Genomic DNA, 16,327 nt, shown 5'->3' with positions numbered 1-16,327 from the left:
AGCCGCAGGTCCCGCGGCCGCAGCACGCTGGGACGAACTCGTCAGCTGGCGGCGGCGTCGGCGTCGCCGGTGGATCCGTCACCGGCGTCCGAGCGGCGGCGGGAACCACCACCACGGCGCCGGCGGCGGCGCGGAGTGCCCGCATCGCCCTCACCGGTGCCCGCGTCGGACGCCGGGCCGTTCTGCGGGGCGGTGGCCCCGGAGCCGGCGCCCGCGTCGGCAGCGGGAGCCTCGGCGTCGACCGTGACCCCGCCGCGGGTGCGCGTCCGGGCCCGGCGGCGGCGGGGGCGACGGGTGTCGTCCTCGGCCGGGGCGCCGCCCCGGTCCGGGCGGCCGCCGCGCTGCTTGCGGGCGCCCTGGTGGTCGCCCTCGGCGTCGATGTACTCGGCGTCCAGCCCGACCCGGGTACGCGCGGACAGCGGCAGCCGTCCGCTCGCACCGGGCGCGATGCCCAGGTCGGCGAACAGGTGGTCGGACGTCGAGTACGTCTCGACCGGCTCGTCGATGCCCAGGTTCAGGTCGTCGGAGATCAGCTTCCAGCGGGGCATCTCGTCCCAGTCGACCAGCGTGACGGCGACGCCCTCCTTCCCGGCACGCCCGGTGCGGCCGATCCGGTGGATGTAGGTTTTCGCATCCTCGGGGCACTGGTAGTTGATGACGTGCGTGACGTCGGTGACGTCGATGCCGCGCGCGGCGACGTCGGTCGCGACCAGGACGTCGACCTTCTGCGAGCGGAACGCGCGCAGCGCCTGCTCGCGGGCGCCCTGGCCGAGGTCACCGTGCACCGCGGCCGCGGCGAAGCCGCGCTCGGCGAGGTCGTCGGCGACCCGCTGCACGGTCCGCTTGGTCCGGGCGAAGATCATCGTCAGGCCGCGGTCCTTGGCCTGCAGGACGCGGGTGACCAGCTCGACCTTGTCCATCGCGTGCGCGCGGTAGACGAGCTGCTTGGTCCGCTCGTGGATGGAGCCCTGGTCGGCCTCCTCCGCGCGGATGTGCGTCGGGCGGGTCAGGAACGCCCGGGACAGCTGCACGATCGGGCCCGGCATGGTGGCCGAGAACAGCATCGTGTGCCGCTGCTCGGGCAGCATCCGCAGGATCCGCTCGACGTCGGGCAGGAAGCCCAGGTCGAGCATCTCGTCGGCCTCGTCCAGGACGAGTGCCTTGACCCGGCCGAGGACCAGGTGCCGCTGCTCGGCGAGGTCGAGGAGCCGGCCCGGGGTACCGACGACGATGTCGACGCCCTTGCGCAGCGCCTCCAGCTGCGGCTCGTAGGCGCGGCCGCCGTAGATCGCGACGACGCGTGTGCCGAGGTTCTTGCCGGCCGCGGCGATGTCGCGCGCGACCTGCACGCACAGCTCACGGGTCGGGACGACGACCAGCGCCTGCGGGACGTCCTTGGAACGGTCGGCCGCCTCGCCCTCGGCGGTCGCGGCCGGCTGCTCCTTCGGCGGGACGACCCGCTGCAGCAGCGGCACGCCGAAGCCCAGCGTCTTGCCGGTGCCGGTGCGGGCCTGGCCGATGACGTCCTCGCCGTCCAGGGCCAGCGGAAGGGTCAGCTCCTGGATCGCGAACGTGCGGACGATGTCGTTCTCCGCGAGTGCGGAGACGATCTCGTCGCGGACGCCGAGCTCGGCGAACGTGGGGGGAAGCTTGTCTCCCTCGGCGGGGAGCGGGGAGCCGGACGGAGCGTCGGCGGGGGTGATGCCGGTGGCCTCGAAGCCCGGGTCGGCTTCGGGCGGGGTCTCGGGGCTGCTCTCGGAAACGGACAGGGTGATCGCCTCTCTCCGCGCACAGGAGCCGTGGCGTGGCTCTTCGACCGGCACCGGGTCCGTGGAGGACCGGGCGGGAGAGCCGCCGAGGCGCTGCGCGCACCAGTTCGGGTGCGGGCCCCGGTGAGACGCCTGCGGCCGGTGTAGGGCCGCCCGTCCCGTTCCCCGGTTCCCGCGCGGTGGGCACGTCGGACCGGTAAAGGCGACGCGCTTCCCGAATGGTACCTGGCGTGACCCGATCGCACGAAGTGCGCGACCGGGTGGCGCACGGTGAGATGCCTCGCCCCGGGCGTGTCAGGTGGTCGGGGCGCCGCGGCGGGCCCCGTTAGGGTGGCGCCATGACCTCCGACGCCGGCGGGCCGAGTTCGGTGACCGTCGAGCTCCTCGGCGTGCTGGCCTACGGCGAACTCTCCGCGTTCGACCGGCTCGCCGAGGACGCCCGGGCCGCGCCCACCCTGGCCGGCCGCGCGCAGCTGTCGACCATGGCCGCCGCGGAGATCGGGCATTTCAGACTGATCGAGGACCATCTCGGTGGTGCCGGGGTCGCGGTCGCCGACGCGATGGCGCCGTTCGTGTCGCTGGTCGACAGCTACCACGCGTCGACGGCTCCGCGGAGCTGGCTGGAGTCGCTGGTCAAGGCCTATCTCGGGGACGGGCTGGGCGCGGACTTCTACCGCGAGGTCGCGGGCTGGGTGGACCCGGCGACCGGGGAGCTGGTCCGCAAGGTGCTCGCCGACACCGGGCACTCGGCGTTCGCCGAGCGCGAGGTGCGGGCGGGCTGCGCGGCCAACCCGGCGCAGCGGGACCGGCTCGCGCTGTGGGGGCGGCGGCTGCTGGGCGAGGCGGTCACGCACGCCCAGCGGGTGGTCGCCGAGCGCGACGACCTGGCCGAGTTCATCGTGCTGGGCTCCGGCGAGCGGGGCGGCGTCGCCGGGTTGATCAAGACGGTGCAGGTGGCGCACGGCAGGCGGATGGGCAGGCTCGGGCTGTCCTGATCCAGGTCGACTAGCCTGGCGCGGGCAGGAGCGAGACGTGACGGATCGGGAGGAGCACCGGTGAAGGTCAAGATCGGCATCGCGGAGACCCCGCGGGAGCTCGTGGTGTCCAGCGACAGCACCCCGGACGAGGTCGCCCAGCAGGTGAGCGGGGCGATGAAGTCCGACGACGGGCTGCTGGACCTCACCGACGACCAGGGCAACCGGTTCGTCGTTCCGGTCGGGCGGATCTCCTACGTGGAGATCGGCCCCGCTGAGGAGCGCAAGGTCGGGTTCGGCCTCGGCGGCTGAGCCCACGGGACGATGCCGACGGGCCCGGTTCCCCACGCGGGGGACCGGGCCCGTCGGCGTTCCACGGGTGCCACGGCGTCAGTCGGACTCCGGGGGCGGGGGGCCGTCCACCGGGAACGGCGGGTGCCCGGTCCCCGCGATCCGGAGCCCGCCCCACGGGTCCGGGTCGGACAGCGTCCCGACGGCGGTGTGCCCGGGCGTCCGGATCTCCGCCCCGCCGCCGGCGTCGAGCAGCTCGCCCAGCGCGGGGTGCGCGAGGACCCGGCCCGACCAGTGCAGGCGGCCGTCGAACGGCTCGTGCCGGGAGTCCAGCAGTACCTCGACGTCGAGGGTCCGGCCGCCGACAACGAGCGTGGCCGGGCCGCGGTAGCCCTCCTCCGGCCCGCTCACCGCGACTCCCGGGCGTCGGTGGGGGTGTGCGGATCCGGGACCAGGCGCAGGATGTCGGCGTTCGCGGTCGGGGAGTCGATCCCGCCGACACCGGCGATCCCGCCCCAGATCAGCGCCGACAGGTAGTTGGTGAGTGCGTCCCGGCTCATCGTGCGCCGGTCCAGCCACCACTCGCCCGCCGACTGGACCATCCCGATCAGGCCGTGCGCCCAGGCCTCCACTCCGCCGGAGTCGCGCCCCTCGGCGCGCAGCCGCTCGCCCAGCAGGGTGGCCAGCAGGGCGGCGATCCGGCCCCGGACGTCCTCGACGATCTCCGCGCCGGGTGCCGGCTCGGCGGGGTTGGCCACGACGAAGCGGTAGAGCTGCGGCTCGTCCTCGATGCCGTGCAGGAACGCGTCGATCACCGCGGCGACGTGCTCGATCGGCTCGGCCTCGACGGCCAGTACCGGGTAGATCCGTTCCATCAGCATGTCCGCGGCGCGTTCGCCGACGGCCCGCTGCAGGTCGGCACGGTCGGCGAAGTGCCGGTAGAGCACCGGCTTCGTGATGCCGGCCGCGGCGGAGATCTGCGCGACGGACACCCCCGGTCCGTGCTCGCGGATCGCCTCGACGGCCGCCTCGACCATCTCCGACCGCCGTTCGTCCCGGCGCCGCGAACGCGGGTCCGGCTTGACATCCCTCTGCACCTGGGGCACGTTACCAGTGGTAACCGTTACCGGCGGTAACAGCAAGGAGGCTGCGGTGTCCGGAACAGCACACGTCGTCGGCCGGTCGGGTCGGGCCGGCGGCAGGACAGGCCTCGCCGACCGGGAGGACACCGCGCGCCGGCTGCTGCGGAGCTCGGTGTCCAAGTCCTACGACCCGGCGATCGACATCGACTGGGACGCCCCGCTCGTCGAGGGCGGGTACGGGATCATCCCCGAGCGCGTCTCGCTCTACGGGACCCCGCTGTGGGAGGGCCTGACCGAGGAGCAGCGGGTCACGCTGAGCGTGCACGAGTTCTGCAGCGTCGCCCGGATCGGGCTGTGGTTCGAGATGATCCTCATGCAGATGCTGCTGCGCTACGCCTACGACCGCGACCCACGCCGTGCGCACATCCAGTACGCGCTGGTCGAGATCGCCGACGAGTGCCGGCACTCGATGATGTTCGCGAAGGCCACCGAGCGCTACGGCGTCCCGGACTACGCGCCGCGGCGGCTGACCCACGAGCAGGGCCGGCTGATGAAGACGATCGGCAGCGGCCCGGCGATGTTCGCCGGCACCCTCTACGTCGAGGAGATCCTCGACCAGCTGCAGCGCGAGGGGATGCGCGACGAGCGGGTCCAGCCGCTCTCCCGGATGATCAACAAGATCCACGTGACCGAGGAGGCGCGGCACGTCCGCTACGCCCGCGAGGAACTGCAGCGGATCATGCCGAGGACCGGTCGCGCCGAGCGGGCCTGGGCGCGGTACCTGACGGCGCGGATCGCGTTCGTCGTCGCCCGGAACCTGATCCATCCGGACGTGTACCGCAGCGTCGGGATCGAGCCGGCCATCGGCCGGAAGGCGGCGCTGGCCAACCCGCACCACCACGAGATGCTGCGCTGGTCGGCGCGCAAGCTCGTGCCGTTCCTGCGTGAGCAGGGGATCGTCGGTGGGTCGACGGAGATCCTCTGGAAGCGCGCACACCTGATCTGATCGAGAGGAGACTCGTCCGGATGAGCAGGCGGATCGTCACCCGGGACGGGACCGGGCTGCACGTGCGGGAGTCCGGCCCGGCAACAGCGCCGGTGACGGTGCTGCTGGCGCACGGCTGGACGCTCGACGAGCGCTGCTGGGCGCCGGTCGCCGACGCCCTCGCCGTCGGCACCGCTGCTGCCGCCGGGACCCCGGCGACCCGGGTGGTGCGCTACGACCACCGCGGTCACGGCCGTTCCGACGACACCCCGGACGAGGCCAAGACCCTCGAGAACCTCGCCGACGACATGGCCGAGGTGATCGAGCAGCTGGTCCCCGAGGGGCCGCTGGTGCTCGCCGGGCACTCGATGGGCGGGATGGCGACGATGACGCTCGCCCAGCGTCATCCGGAGCTGGTCGCGTCCCGGGTGACGGGGGTGGCGCTCGTCGCGACGGCCAGTGGCGGGCTCGGCGGTGCCGCCACGCTCGGCATGACCGGCCTGCCCGCCACGATGTTCCTGGCCGGCAAGGACAGGCTGACCGCGAGCCGGCGATGGACCGACCGGCGGTCGCTGGCCACCCGGCCGGCGCTGCTGCGCGCGGGGCTGCAGCCGCTGTTGCTGGGCCGGCGCCCGGACCGGCTGGCGGTGCGGACGACCTGCGAGGTGATCGCCGACTGCCGTCCGACGACGATCTCCGGCTTCACCCCGACGCTGACCGCGCACGAGGGCGACGAGGCCCTCGCGGTGTTCGACGGCCGCCCGGTCGAGATCATGGTCGGCTCGTGCGACCGGCTGACGCCGCCCCGCTACGCCCGCCGGATCCGGGACCGCCTCCCGCGGGCGAGCCTGACGGTGTTCCCGGACGCCGGGCACATGCTCCCGGTCGAGCGCGTGGACGGGGTGACGGCACGGATCGCCGCGCTGGTGCGCCACGCAGCCGGGGCCCGTGCGACCTGAGCGGTCCGCGGGCTCCGGGACTGCGGGCTCCGGGGCTGCCTGCGCCGGAGCTGATCTGCTGCGGCGCTGCCTGCTACGGAGCTGACTGCTGCGGGGCCCTGGCTCAGAGCTGTTCGGCGCTGTCCGGCAGCTTGGGAAACCCGGCGATGCCCCGCCAGGCCAGCGAGGCCAGGAGGGAGACGGCCTCGTCGCGGGGGACCTGCTGCTCGGAGTCCAGCCAGAACTGCGCACCGACCTGGCTGAGCCCCACCAGGCCCACGGCGAGCAGCCGGGCCCGGTCGTGGTCCAGCCCGGCGTCGGTGGTGACCGCCCCGGCGACCGCGTCGATGCACCGGCCCAGGGCGCTGTCGACGACCGCGGCGGCCTCGGCGTCGCCTCGCAGATCGGACTCGAACACCAGGCGGTAGGCACGGCCCTCGCCCGCCACGAAGTCGAAGTAGGCGGCGACGGCGGCCTGTACGCGTTCCTTGTTGTTCTCGGTGCGCTCGATCGCCCCGGAGACCCGCTCGACGAGCTCCTCGGCGTAGGTCGTGAGCAGGGCCTGGTACAGCTCCAGCTTGCCGGGGAAGTGCTGGTAGAGCACGGGCTTGCTGACGCCGGCCCGCTCGGCGATGTCGTCCATCGCGGCAGCGTGGTAGCCCTGGTCGGCGAAGACGTCGCGAGCGGCCAGCAACAGCTGCGCGCGCCGCGCGCCACGGGACAGTCGTGCGCCCCGAGGCGTGGCGGTTCCGGTCATCGGCCCCCTACCTTTCACCCGGTGTGGGGTCACCCTACCCGCAGGTAACCGGGAATTTCGAACGATGCGTGACCGGGGTTCCGGCCGGCCGGGCAACCGGGTCTCAGCTGCGCAACCGCAACCGCCGCGCGTGTACCGCGACGGCCCCCAGAACCGGTACCGCGGCGACCAGCGGTGCCGGCGCACCGGCCACCGCGACGAGTGCCCCGAACGCCGTGACGGCCACCGCCGCGAGGACGCCGGCGCGTGCGTGCGCGCGGGCCCGGCGGGCCAGTACGAGAGCCGTGGCCACCGCGCCGGGGCCACCCCGGACGACGATCCTCGTCGATCCGGTCCCAGGCCCGGGAACCGGGTCCGCGCCGTCCCGGGTGTCTGTCCACGGGACCAGCTCGATCGCCGGATCGGCTCCCGCCGGCGCTGCGGGTTCGCTCCACGGGGTCATCCCGATCGCCGGATCGGCTCCCGCCGGCGCCGCGGGATCGCTCCACGGGATCAGCTCGATCGCCAGATCGGCACCCGCCAGCGCCGCGGGATCGCTGCCCGGATCCGCCGCGACCGCGACGGTGCGACCCCGCACCCGCAGCCCGGCGACGGCCGCCGCCCGGCCCGCGGGGTCCAGCTCCGGCCGGACGGCGTCCGGGTCGGCCGGGTCCAGCCCGGCGGCCGCGGCGAGCGCGCGGGCGGCGCCGTCGTCGTCCGGGGTCAGCAGCACCGGCTCGGTCCCGGCCGCCCGCAGCGCCGCCACGCCCGTCGCGGCCTCCGGGTGCGGTGCCCGGGTCAGCGCGAGGACGGCGCGGGCGGCGCCGTCCCAGGCGACGGCGGCGACCTCGCGACCCGCCGCCTCGGCGCGTTCGCGGTCGGCCGCGATCCCCGGCGGCAGCCCGATGCCGTGCGCGAGCAGCCAGCACGGGGAGCCGAGCAGCACCGCGTGCGCGACGACCGTCGCCCCGGTCCGGTCCGCCACCTCGACCGCGGTCCCCTCCGCGCCCGGCCGGACGGCGGCGTGGGGCACCGGGGGACCGGCCACCAGCTCCGCGACCAATCCCGACATCCCCGCTCCCGGCTGCTCGTCGGCCTCGGCCACGTCCGGGAGAGGTCCGGGCGCCGCGGCCGCCAGCGCCCGCGCGAGCGGGCCCAGGCCGGAACCCGGCCGGGCCCCGGCAGCGACCGCCCCGGCCAGGCGCAGCACCGTGGCCGTGTCCTCGCCGCGTGCGGTATGGACGGCGACCGCGCCGGGCACGGCGCCGGTCAGTACGTCCGGGCCGGCCAGAGCGACGGTGTCCACCCGCTCCGCCGGCCGCGGACCGCCGGTCGGATCGGTCCAGCCGATCGGGTCGTGCCAGGCCCCCGGTCGCGGGCCGTCTGCACCGGCCGCCGTGGGCAGCGGGAGCCGCACGTCCGGTCCGCCCGCGCGGTCGGCGGCGCGCACCGCCGCCGGGACCGCGGCCAGCAGCACCACCGGGCAGGCGGCGAGCAGCACCGCCAGCCCGGCCGGCGCCGCCGTGGTCCACGGCTCGCCGAGCCCCGCCCGGAACCCCGCGACGGCGAGCGCGGCCAGCGCGGCGGTGGGGACCAGCCGGCGGCTCCACCGGTCGGCGACGACCCGCAGGCCGTCCTGCCCCGGGTGGTGCGCCGCGCGGGTCCGGGGCCACCACGACGTCCCGGCGCCGCCGGCGCCCCGGTCCTGGTCCCGGAGCCGGCTCCGGTCCCGATTCGGGCTCCGGCTCCTGCTCCGGCCCCGGTCCTGGTCCCGTTCGCCGGCGCCCGCGACGATGCCGCGAGCCGCACCGGACCGGCCGGTGTCCTGCACGGCGATCGCCAGCACGGTCAGCAGTGCCGCCACCCCCGGCAGCAGCGCCGGCCCGCTCAGCAGCGCCGGCCCGCTCAGCAGTGCCGCCGGTCCGGTCAGCAGCGCCACCGGTCCGGCAGCGTCGTCCGAGCCGGCCGGGGACACCGCCGGGACGAGCAGCGCCGGCACCGACCACGCGAGCGTCGGCAGCGTGGCCAGCGAAACCCCCGTGTCCGCGGTGACCGCTCCGGCCCGCAACGCGCGGGCGGCGCGCCGGTGGCCGTCCCATCCGGTCCCGGCCACGACGGCGACGGCCAGCAGCACGGTCACCACCGGCACCATCTGCACCACCGGCATCACCGCCACGACAGGCACCACGGATGCCGCGGCGGGCAGCAGCGGGCCGAGAACCGGCAGGATCAGGGCGACGGCGGCGGCGACCGCAGCAGTGAGCGGGGAGCGGCGCACCGGCTCAGCTCCCCGGCGCCGTCGGCAGGGTGAACTCGCAGGACCGCAGCTCGCCCCCGGAGCGGTAGTCGAGGAACAGCCGGTAGCTGCCCGCGGCGGGCACCGACGTGGTGAACGCGATCCCGGGCCCGGCCCGGTCGTCCGGACCGGCGCCGGTGACCTCGGGACGGACGGGGAAGCGCGCCAGGTCGCCCTGCCGGACGGCGGTCATCCGGCCGAACGCGCCGCCGTCGACGGGCTCGAGATCGGTGACCGGGGCCCCGTCGCGGGACGCGGTGACGAACAGCCGTGACTCCCCGCCCGGCACCAGCGCGCCGTCGACCCGGACCTGCTCGTCGGCGGAGCCGCAGAGCCCGGACCGGTTCTCCCGCGGGAACTGGAAGGCCCCGTACGGCCCGGGGACGTGGACGTCGGTGCCCAGATCGACGCGGGGCCCGCCGGTCGGGGTGAACGCGGCGTAGAGCCGCCACACCCCCTCACCGGGGAACGTCACCGGAGCCCGCCACACGCCGTCCGCGCCCTGGGTGGCGCGCAGCCGGGTGTAGCCGGCGACGTCGCGGCGGACGACCGCGACGTCCATCACCCCGGTTCCGTCGCCGGGGTCGTCGAACCGGGTCACCGGCGCACCGTCCGAGCCGGTGACGGTGAACGCGATCTCGGTCGCCTCCCGCCACGGGAACACCGACCGGACGGGGGAGAGGGTGTAGCCGGCGGTGGTGGACAGCACGCCGCCCGGCTCCGACGCCGCCACCGACGACGCCTGCCGGGCCGGGAGCAGCTGCTCCTCACCCGCCGGGCCCCGGCCGTCCCCGGTCGTGAGCGCATCGAGTGCGCCGCCCGCGGTCCAGGCGCCGGTGAAGACGAGTACCGAGGCGGCGCCGAATCCGATCACCCGGGCTGCGGTCGATCCCGCGATCCGCCCCATGAGTCCTCCCGTGCTCGGTGTCGTCGAGGGTGCGACGCCCTCCGGTACAACGCTCGGACGCGGGTCTCGTTGCGCTCCGTGGGCATATGTGGACGGACAGTCACACCTGGGAGGCGGGGACCACGGGATGCGGCGGCGTCGTCGTCGACACGTCATCCTGGTGGGATGGTCGTCGGCGCGTCGCTCTCCGTTCAGCCCCCCGTCACCGAGCCCGGCCCGGGGCCCGGGACGACTGCGGGCGCACCCCCGGCCGACGCCGTGATGTCCGGGGCGCCGCGTCCGGACCAGGCGCCGTGGCCGGGGCGCACGGTCACCGCGGGCGGGGTGTCGCTGCACGTCCGTGAGACACCGGGCACCGGCGACACCGAGGCCGTCTACGTGCACGGGCTAGCCGGCTCGGCGACCAACTGGACCGACCTCGCGGGCCTGCTCGGGGGCCGTGCGCCCGGCCTCTCGGTGGACCTGCCCGGCTTCGGGCTGTCCGAACCGACCGCGACCCGCGACTTCACGCCGGACGGCATGGCGGACGCGCTGCTGTGCTGGCTGGCCGGTCGCGGTCGCCCGGTGCACCTGGTCGGCAACTCGCTGGGCGGGCTGATCGGCATGACCATCGCCGCCCGTCGTCCGGAGCTCGTCCGGTCGCTGACGCTGGTCTCCCCGGCGATGCCGGACCTGCGCCCGGACCCGCGCCGGCTCTCCGACCCGCGGATGGCGCTCGCGATGGTGCCGCTGCTCGGTCGCGGTGCGCGGCGCGCGATGGCGGCGGAACCGCTGCGTGAGCGCGCCGAGCGGATCGTGAAGGTCTGTTTCGCCGACCCGCAGCGTGGCTCCGAGCGCCGGTTGGAGGAGCTGATCGCCGAGCACACGCACCGGGCGACGCTGCCGTGGGCGGCCGAGGCGTCCGACGCCGCGACGCGTGGCCTGCTCGCGTTGTGGGCGGGCAGGTCGTTGTGGCAGCGCGCGGCGCGGGTGCGGGCGCCGTCGCTGGTGGTCTGGGGTGGTGCGGACCGGATCGTGACGCCGCGGCTGGCCCGCCGCACCGCGGCCGCGCTGCCCGGTTCCCGCCTGGTCGTGCTGCCCGGGACGGGGCACGTGGCGCAGATCGAGAGGCCGGAGGAGGTCGCCCGCGCCGTCGCCGGGTTGTGGGACGAGACCTGATCGCGGCGGCACGGGAAGATGGGGCGGATCCGGGGCGTTGAGGCACCCGAGACCGCACGCGACACGCGAGGAGTGGACGAGATGGCGCTACCGCCGCTGGTGGAGCCGGCTACCGAGCTCACCAAGGAAGAGGTGGAGAGGTACAGCCGCCACCTCATCATCCCGGATGTCGGGATGGTCGGGCAGAAGCGGCTGAAGAACGCCAAGGTCCTGGTCGTCGGTGCCGGTGGGCTCGGCTCGCCCGCACTGCTCTACCTCGCCGCCGCCGGCGTGGGAACGCTCGGCATCGTCGAGTTCGACGTCGTCGACGAGTCCAACCTGCAGCGCCAGGTCATCCACGGTCAGTCCGACGTGGACCGCCCGAAGGCGGAGTCGGCACGGGACTCGATCCTCGAGGTCAACCCCTACGTGGAGGTCCGCCTCCACGACGTACGGCTGACCAGCGACAACGTCCTCGACGTCTTCCGGGACTACGACCTGATCCTGGACGGCACCGACAACTTCGCCACCCGGTACCTGGTGAACGACGCGGCGGTGCTGCTGGGCAAGCCCTACGTCTGGGGCTCGATCTTCCGGTTCGAGGGCCAGGCGTCGGTGTTCTGGGAGGACGCCCCGGACGGGCAGGGCCTCAACTACCGCGACCTCTACCCGGAGCCGCCGCCGCCCGGGATGGTCCCCTCCTGCGCCGAGGGTGGCGTGCTGGGCGTGTTGTGCGCCTCGATCGGCTCGATCATGGTCAACGAGGCGATCAAGCTGATCACCGGTATCGGCGACCCGCTGCTCGGTCGTCTGGTGATCTACGACGCCCTGGAGACCACCTGGCGCCAGGTGAAGATCCGCAAGGACCCCGAGACCCCGAAGATCACCGAGCTGATCGACTACGAGGCGTTCTGCGGCACCGTGACCCAGGACGCCCAGGACGCCGCGGCCGGCAACACGATCACCGTCGGCGAGCTCAAGCAGATGATCGACGCGGGCAAGGACTTCCAGCTGATCGACGTCCGTGAGCCGCACGAGTACGAGATCGTGAGCATCCCGGGCGCGACGTTGATCCCGAAGGACCGGATCCTGTCCGGCGAGGCGCTCGCGGAGATCGCCCAGGACAAGCCGGTCGTGCTGCACTGCAAGTCCGGTGGTCGCTCCGCCGAGGCACTCGCCGCGCTGCACAAAGCCGGCTTCTCCGACGCCGTCCACGTCGGTGGGGGCGTGCTGTCCTGGATCAAGCAGATCGACCCCTCGCAGCCGATGTACTGATGCAGTCGACGTACTGATGCAGTCGACGTACTGATGCAGCCGATGGACTGACGTCTGCGCTGTCCCGGCACCGGCCGTCGCCCCGATCCGATGGGGCGGCGGCCGCTGTCGTTCACAGCGTGTCGCCGCGCAACCACTCGGGGTCGTCACCGCCTCCGGCTGGGCCACTCGGGTGGTGATCCACCGTTCGCCCTCGGATTTCCCTCGCACAGCGAAACATTTCGACCGTCCATCGCGAATTGTCGGTGCACGCCGGTGATCGGCGGACGGGCTGGCGGGGGAGGTCTCGGTGGAGGAACCGGTGCGCGGTTGCGCTCTGGACGGGTGTGGGGAACCGATCGAGTCGGAGGTCGGTCGTCCGCAACGCCTCTACTGCTCCGCCGCACACCGGCTGGCGGCGCGCCAGGCCCGCCGGGCCGCCGCACAGCGAGCCGGCGACGAGCGGCTCGCCGAGACCCTGCCGTGGCTGCGCGAGCCGGAGCCCCCTGAGCCGGCGCCGCGACCGTCCCGTTCGGCCGACGCCGCACCGCCGTCGTCGTCGGGCCCGCGGACGCCGTTCCGGCACCGCCGCGGCCTGGCGTTGGTCGCCGCCACCGCGTTGCTGGTGGGTGCGTACGTGCTGACCACGGTGCCGGGGACCGGCGCAGGCCGGCCGGTGGCCCAGGAGCGCACCCTGGACGAGTGGGCAGGACAGGCCCGTGTCGCGCTGGGGGCGCTGGACGAGCAGCTCGGCACCCTGGAACGCAGCGAGCAGGCCTGGCGGCGGTCGCCGCACGCCGACGGCGGCCGGCCGGTCGCGGTGACCCGGCTCCAGCAGCACCGCGACACCCTGGCTCAGCAGCGTGCCGCGCTGCAGGCCCAGCTGGGCGCCCACGCGTCCCGCCCCGCGGCCGCCGACGAGCTGGCCCTGGCCGAGCAACAGCTCACCGAGATGGAACAGATCGTCGCGGAGCTGCCGCCACCGTCGCGCCGGACCAGCGACCAGATCGCTGCCGCCACCTCGCTGGAGGAGCAGCGTGACCTGCGGGCCCGTCGCCGGGACGCCAGCGCCGACGAGCTGAAGGCGCTCGACGAGGGTGTCGAGCGGGCGCGGACGGCGGCCTTGCCGGGCGACCCCTCCGGCACGGAGGAGGTGTCCGGCGACGTGCTCGCCCTCGCCCGCGGCGAGGAACCCGAGATGCCGGGGCCGGCGCGCCCGCGGCAGCCTCCGCAGGTACTGGCCGGTGGCCGGGAGCCCGGCGGCGACCGGGAGCGCGACGACGTCGCCACCAGCGGCCCGCCGGACCCGCGTGGCCCGGTGGACGAGACGCTGCCGCGTGGGGAGGGGGCCGAGGGTGCCTCCGCCCGTGGTCCCGGCAGCGTTCCCGGTGGCGTGCCGGGTGGCGTTTCCGGTGGCGACGGCCCGGAAGCCCGGCCCGGTGCCACGCCCCCGCCGCCCGGCGACACGGCGCCCCGCCCGGAGGCACCCGACCCGCAGGTGCCCGACCGGCAGGCGCCCGCTCAGGAGGCGCCCGTCCTGGCATCCGGTCCGGATGCGCCGGACCCGACGGCTTCCGCCTCCGCTCCGGGAACGCCGGACCCGTCAGTTCCGGGGGCGTCGAACCCGGCCTCCGCTCCGGATGCGACGCCTTCCCCGAAGGGATCGGAGGGATCCGGAGCATCCGAGGCCCCCGCTGGTGCGACGCCTTCGGGAGACTCACCCGGCGGCCCGAAGGCTCCCGCTGCCGCCGCGGTCGCCGCCGGTCCCGGAGGGACACTCGGCGGTGCCGTCTCCGATGCGGCCGACGGGGTGGCGTCCCTGACCGACGGCCGGAAGAACGGCGGCGAGGCATCTCGCACCGGGAACGATGGTGGTGCCGGGAAGGACCGCACCGGGGATGCCGCCGCCGCAACCGAGCCCGGCGACCATCCAGCCTCGGAGGTGCGTCCCGCGCCGGCGCCGTCGGCGGACGCGGGGGAGACGCCAGCCCGACCGGCTGAGCCCGTCGGCCAGGTCGTCCGCGGGGTCGGTGACGCCGCGGAGGGTCTCGGCCGGACCGTGGACGGCGTCATCGGGGCTGGTCCAGGTACCGGGCCCGGCGGTGAGAACCGGCCGGCCGGTGACCGCGCGACGAAGGACGGCACGACCGGCGCCGGAGCGGAGGCCGGCCGTGACCGCTCCGCGGGATCCGACGAGACGGGCCGCGAGCGTTCCGCGGAACGCGGCGGTGAGTCGGATGGAGTGCGTTCCGCGGAACGCGGTGGAACAGGCCGCGAGGGTTCTGCGGAACGCGGCGGGGTGGATGGAGTGCGTTCCGCGGAACGCGGTGAGATGGACGGGGCGCGTTCCGCGGAACGCGGGGGGACTGGCCGCGAGGGTTCTGCGGAACGTGGTGGGGCGGATGGGGTGCGTTCCGCGGAACGCGGTGGAACAGGCCGCGAGCGTTCCGCGGAACGCCGTGGGCCGGATCGCGAGCGTTCTGCGGGACCCGGCGAGACGGGGCTCGGCGGCCGCGCCGACGGGGCCGAGGTCGGCCGCGAAGTCTTGGGCGGGGTGCGTGGTGGGGTGTCGGAGGCCGCCCGCCAGGAGCGGGATCGCTCCCAGGCCGTCCTACCCGACGCGCGTGACCAGGGGCCCGGCGCCGGCGGCCCGATCGCGCGGGACGCTCGCGGTACCGGCAGCGGTCCGGGCACCGGGGGCAGCGATGGCGGTGCGGATGCCCGGGGCGGCGGTACCGGATCGGATACCCGTGGCCAGGAGCCGATGGCGGAGGCACGTGGGGGCGGCGTCCGGGCGGACGGTGGTACCGAGGCCCGTGCCCCGGGTTCCGGTTCCGGTTCCGGTTTCGGTTCCGGCGGGATCGCCAGCGCGGTCGCCGGGCGGTACGTCGAGGCGGTGATCGGGAAGGAGGCCGCCCGCTCGGTGCTCGCGGAGGCCGATCGGCGGGCCGCCGAGCAGATGGCCGATCGGACGACAGGGCGCAGCGGCGAGAACGCCGGTTCCGGCGAGCGGTCCCGGGTGGACGTCTCCGACGGGTCCGGTGCGGACACGTCCCGTTCGGGCGGAGCCGGCGACACCGGTCGGCGTGCCTCGGATTCGGGCGCCTCGGATTCAGGTGGCTCGGACTCGCGTGCCTCAGATTCGCGTGGCTCGGACTCGCGCGCCTCGGACCGGCGTCGTGGCGGCAACCGTGAATCGCGTCAGGATCGCTCGACGTCGCGCGGATCCGGGTCGACCGGTGCGGACTCGGGTGCCGAGCAGTCGAACCGGGGACGGTCCGGCGCGCGCAGCTCCGGGGACACCGACTCGGCATCGAGGAAGTCGAAGTCGCCCGAGTCGAAGGCGACCGAGCCGAAGTCGCGCGAGTCGAGGTCGGGCGAGTCGACGGCACGCGGCAGCGGCTCCGATCGGAGCGGCGCGCGCGGCGGCGCGAGCAGCCGCGACTCCGGCGGGGGCCAGGGCGGGCGAACCTCCGACACCCGCAGCTCTGACACCCGCAGCTCTGACACCCGCAGCTCTGACACCCGCAGCTCGGGCAGCCGCAGCTCGGGCAGCCGCAGCTCGGACACCCGAAGCTCGGGCCGGAACTCCGACAGCCGAAGCTCCGGCAGCCGAGGCTCCGACAGCCGCCGTTCCGACAGCCGGCGCTCGGACACTCGAAGCTCGAACAGCCGGCGATCTGACAGCCGGGGCTCTGACGCCCCGAGCTCGGGCGCTCGGGAGTCGCGCGGCGGTTCGGGAGACCGGGAGTCGCGGGACAGGGATTCGCGGGATCGGGGCTCGGGGAACCGCGACTCGGGCGGTCGCGATCGAGGCGCCCGGGCTTCGGGCGAGGGAACGGCGGGCGGCGGCGACTCGGGTGAGCGGGCATCGGGCGATGGCGATTCGAGTCGCCGGGGGTCGGACGGCGGAGGGCGGGAATCGGGTGATTCGGGTTCCGGGGATCGGGGCGGCCGC

At 75.1% G+C, this 16,327-nt stretch carries 13 protein-coding genes; 6 read left to right on the top strand and 7 right to left on the bottom strand.

Annotated elements, in window-relative coordinates; genetic code table 11:
• Positions 1 to 41 precede the first annotated feature (41 nt).
• Complete coding sequence (locus tag JOF36_RS32110) at positions 42 to 1,823, bottom strand: DEAD/DEAH box helicase (RefSeq protein WP_372447432.1); 1,782 nt, start codon at positions 1,821 to 1,823, stop codon at positions 42 to 44.
• Between the two features lie 284 nt (positions 1,824 to 2,107).
• Between JOF36_RS32110 and JOF36_RS32105 the strand changes: the two genes are divergently transcribed.
• Positions 2,108 to 2,764: a ferritin-like fold-containing protein gene (locus JOF36_RS32105; RefSeq protein ID WP_210034307.1), complete on the top strand. Its 657-nt coding sequence runs from the start codon at positions 2,108 to 2,110 to the stop codon at positions 2,762 to 2,764.
• Positions 2,765 to 2,824: 60 nt separating this feature from the next.
• Entirely contained in the window at positions 2,825 to 3,055 is a 231-nt protein-coding gene (locus JOF36_RS32100) for a DUF3107 domain-containing protein (RefSeq protein WP_210034305.1), read from the top strand.
• 78 nt (positions 3,056 to 3,133) lie between these two features.
• On the opposite strand, the gene JOF36_RS32095 is transcribed toward JOF36_RS32100, so the two are convergent.
• Both JOF36_RS32095 and JOF36_RS32090 read right to left on the bottom strand, forming a co-directional pair.
• On the bottom strand, positions 3,134 to 3,445 hold the full coding sequence (locus JOF36_RS32095; protein WP_210034302.1) for a DUF4873 domain-containing protein: 312 nt from the start codon (positions 3,443 to 3,445) through the stop codon (positions 3,134 to 3,136).
• A complete protein-coding gene (locus JOF36_RS32090; protein ID WP_210034301.1) occupies positions 3,442 to 4,131 on the bottom strand; it encodes a TetR family transcriptional regulator in 690 nt (229 codons plus the stop codon). Before JOF36_RS32090 ends, JOF36_RS32095 begins: the two co-directional genes overlap by 4 nt.
• Before the next feature lie 55 nt (positions 4,132 to 4,186).
• Between JOF36_RS32090 and JOF36_RS32085 the strand changes: the two genes are divergently transcribed.
• Both JOF36_RS32085 and JOF36_RS32080 read left to right on the top strand, forming a co-directional pair.
• Positions 4,187 to 5,122: an AurF N-oxygenase family protein gene (locus JOF36_RS32085; RefSeq protein ID WP_210034300.1), complete on the top strand. Its 936-nt coding sequence runs from the start codon at positions 4,187 to 4,189 to the stop codon at positions 5,120 to 5,122.
• A 20-nt stretch (positions 5,123 to 5,142) separates the two neighbouring features.
• Positions 5,143 to 6,060 carry an alpha/beta fold hydrolase gene (locus JOF36_RS32080; protein ID WP_210034299.1) on the top strand — a complete coding sequence of 306 codons (918 nt, stop codon included), beginning with the start codon at positions 5,143 to 5,145 and terminating at the stop codon, positions 6,058 to 6,060.
• A gap of 103 nt (positions 6,061 to 6,163) precedes the next feature.
• Here the strand turns inward: JOF36_RS32080 and JOF36_RS32075 are convergent, their stop codons facing one another.
• The 3 genes from JOF36_RS32075 to JOF36_RS32065 all read right to left on the bottom strand — a co-directional run bounded on the left by JOF36_RS32075 (position 6,164) and on the right by JOF36_RS32065 (position 9,978).
• Positions 6,164 to 6,796: a TetR/AcrR family transcriptional regulator gene (locus tag JOF36_RS32075; RefSeq protein WP_210034298.1), complete on the bottom strand. Its 633-nt coding sequence runs from the start codon at positions 6,794 to 6,796 to the stop codon at positions 6,164 to 6,166.
• Between the two features lie 103 nt (positions 6,797 to 6,899).
• Positions 6,900 to 9,053 carry an HAD family hydrolase gene (locus JOF36_RS32070; protein WP_210034297.1) on the bottom strand — a complete coding sequence of 718 codons (2,154 nt, stop codon included), beginning with the start codon at positions 9,051 to 9,053 and terminating at the stop codon, positions 6,900 to 6,902.
• Between the two features lie 4 nt (positions 9,054 to 9,057).
• The gene (locus JOF36_RS32065; RefSeq protein ID WP_210034296.1) at positions 9,058 to 9,978 is read right to left on the bottom strand and encodes a DUF8832 domain-containing protein; all 921 of its coding nucleotides are present in this window, start codon (positions 9,976 to 9,978) and stop codon (positions 9,058 to 9,060) included.
• Between the two features lie 165 nt (positions 9,979 to 10,143).
• Here JOF36_RS32065 and JOF36_RS32060 point away from each other — a divergent pair, with 165 nt between their 5' ends.
• Complete coding sequence (locus tag JOF36_RS32060) at positions 10,144 to 11,136, top strand: alpha/beta fold hydrolase (RefSeq protein ID WP_210034291.1); 993 nt, start codon at positions 10,144 to 10,146, stop codon at positions 11,134 to 11,136.
• Positions 11,137 to 11,217: 81 nt separating this feature from the next.
• Positions 11,218 to 12,390, top strand: coding sequence for an adenylyltransferase/sulfurtransferase MoeZ (gene moeZ, locus JOF36_RS32055; RefSeq protein ID WP_210034289.1), 1,173 nt, complete (start codon positions 11,218 to 11,220; stop codon positions 12,388 to 12,390).
• A 3,180-nt stretch (positions 12,391 to 15,570) separates the two neighbouring features.
• Here moeZ and JOF36_RS32050 read toward each other — a convergent pair.
• Complete coding sequence (locus JOF36_RS32050) at positions 15,571 to 15,939, bottom strand: hypothetical protein (protein ID WP_210034287.1); 369 nt, start codon at positions 15,937 to 15,939, stop codon at positions 15,571 to 15,573.
• Positions 15,940 to 16,327 lie beyond the last annotated feature (388 nt).

The sequence above is a fragment of the Pseudonocardia parietis genome, from assembly GCF_017876315.1.
Lineage (GTDB): Bacteria > Actinomycetota > Actinomycetes > Mycobacteriales > Pseudonocardiaceae > Pseudonocardia > Pseudonocardia parietis.
This window is presented reverse-complemented; position numbering and strand designations above follow the sequence as displayed.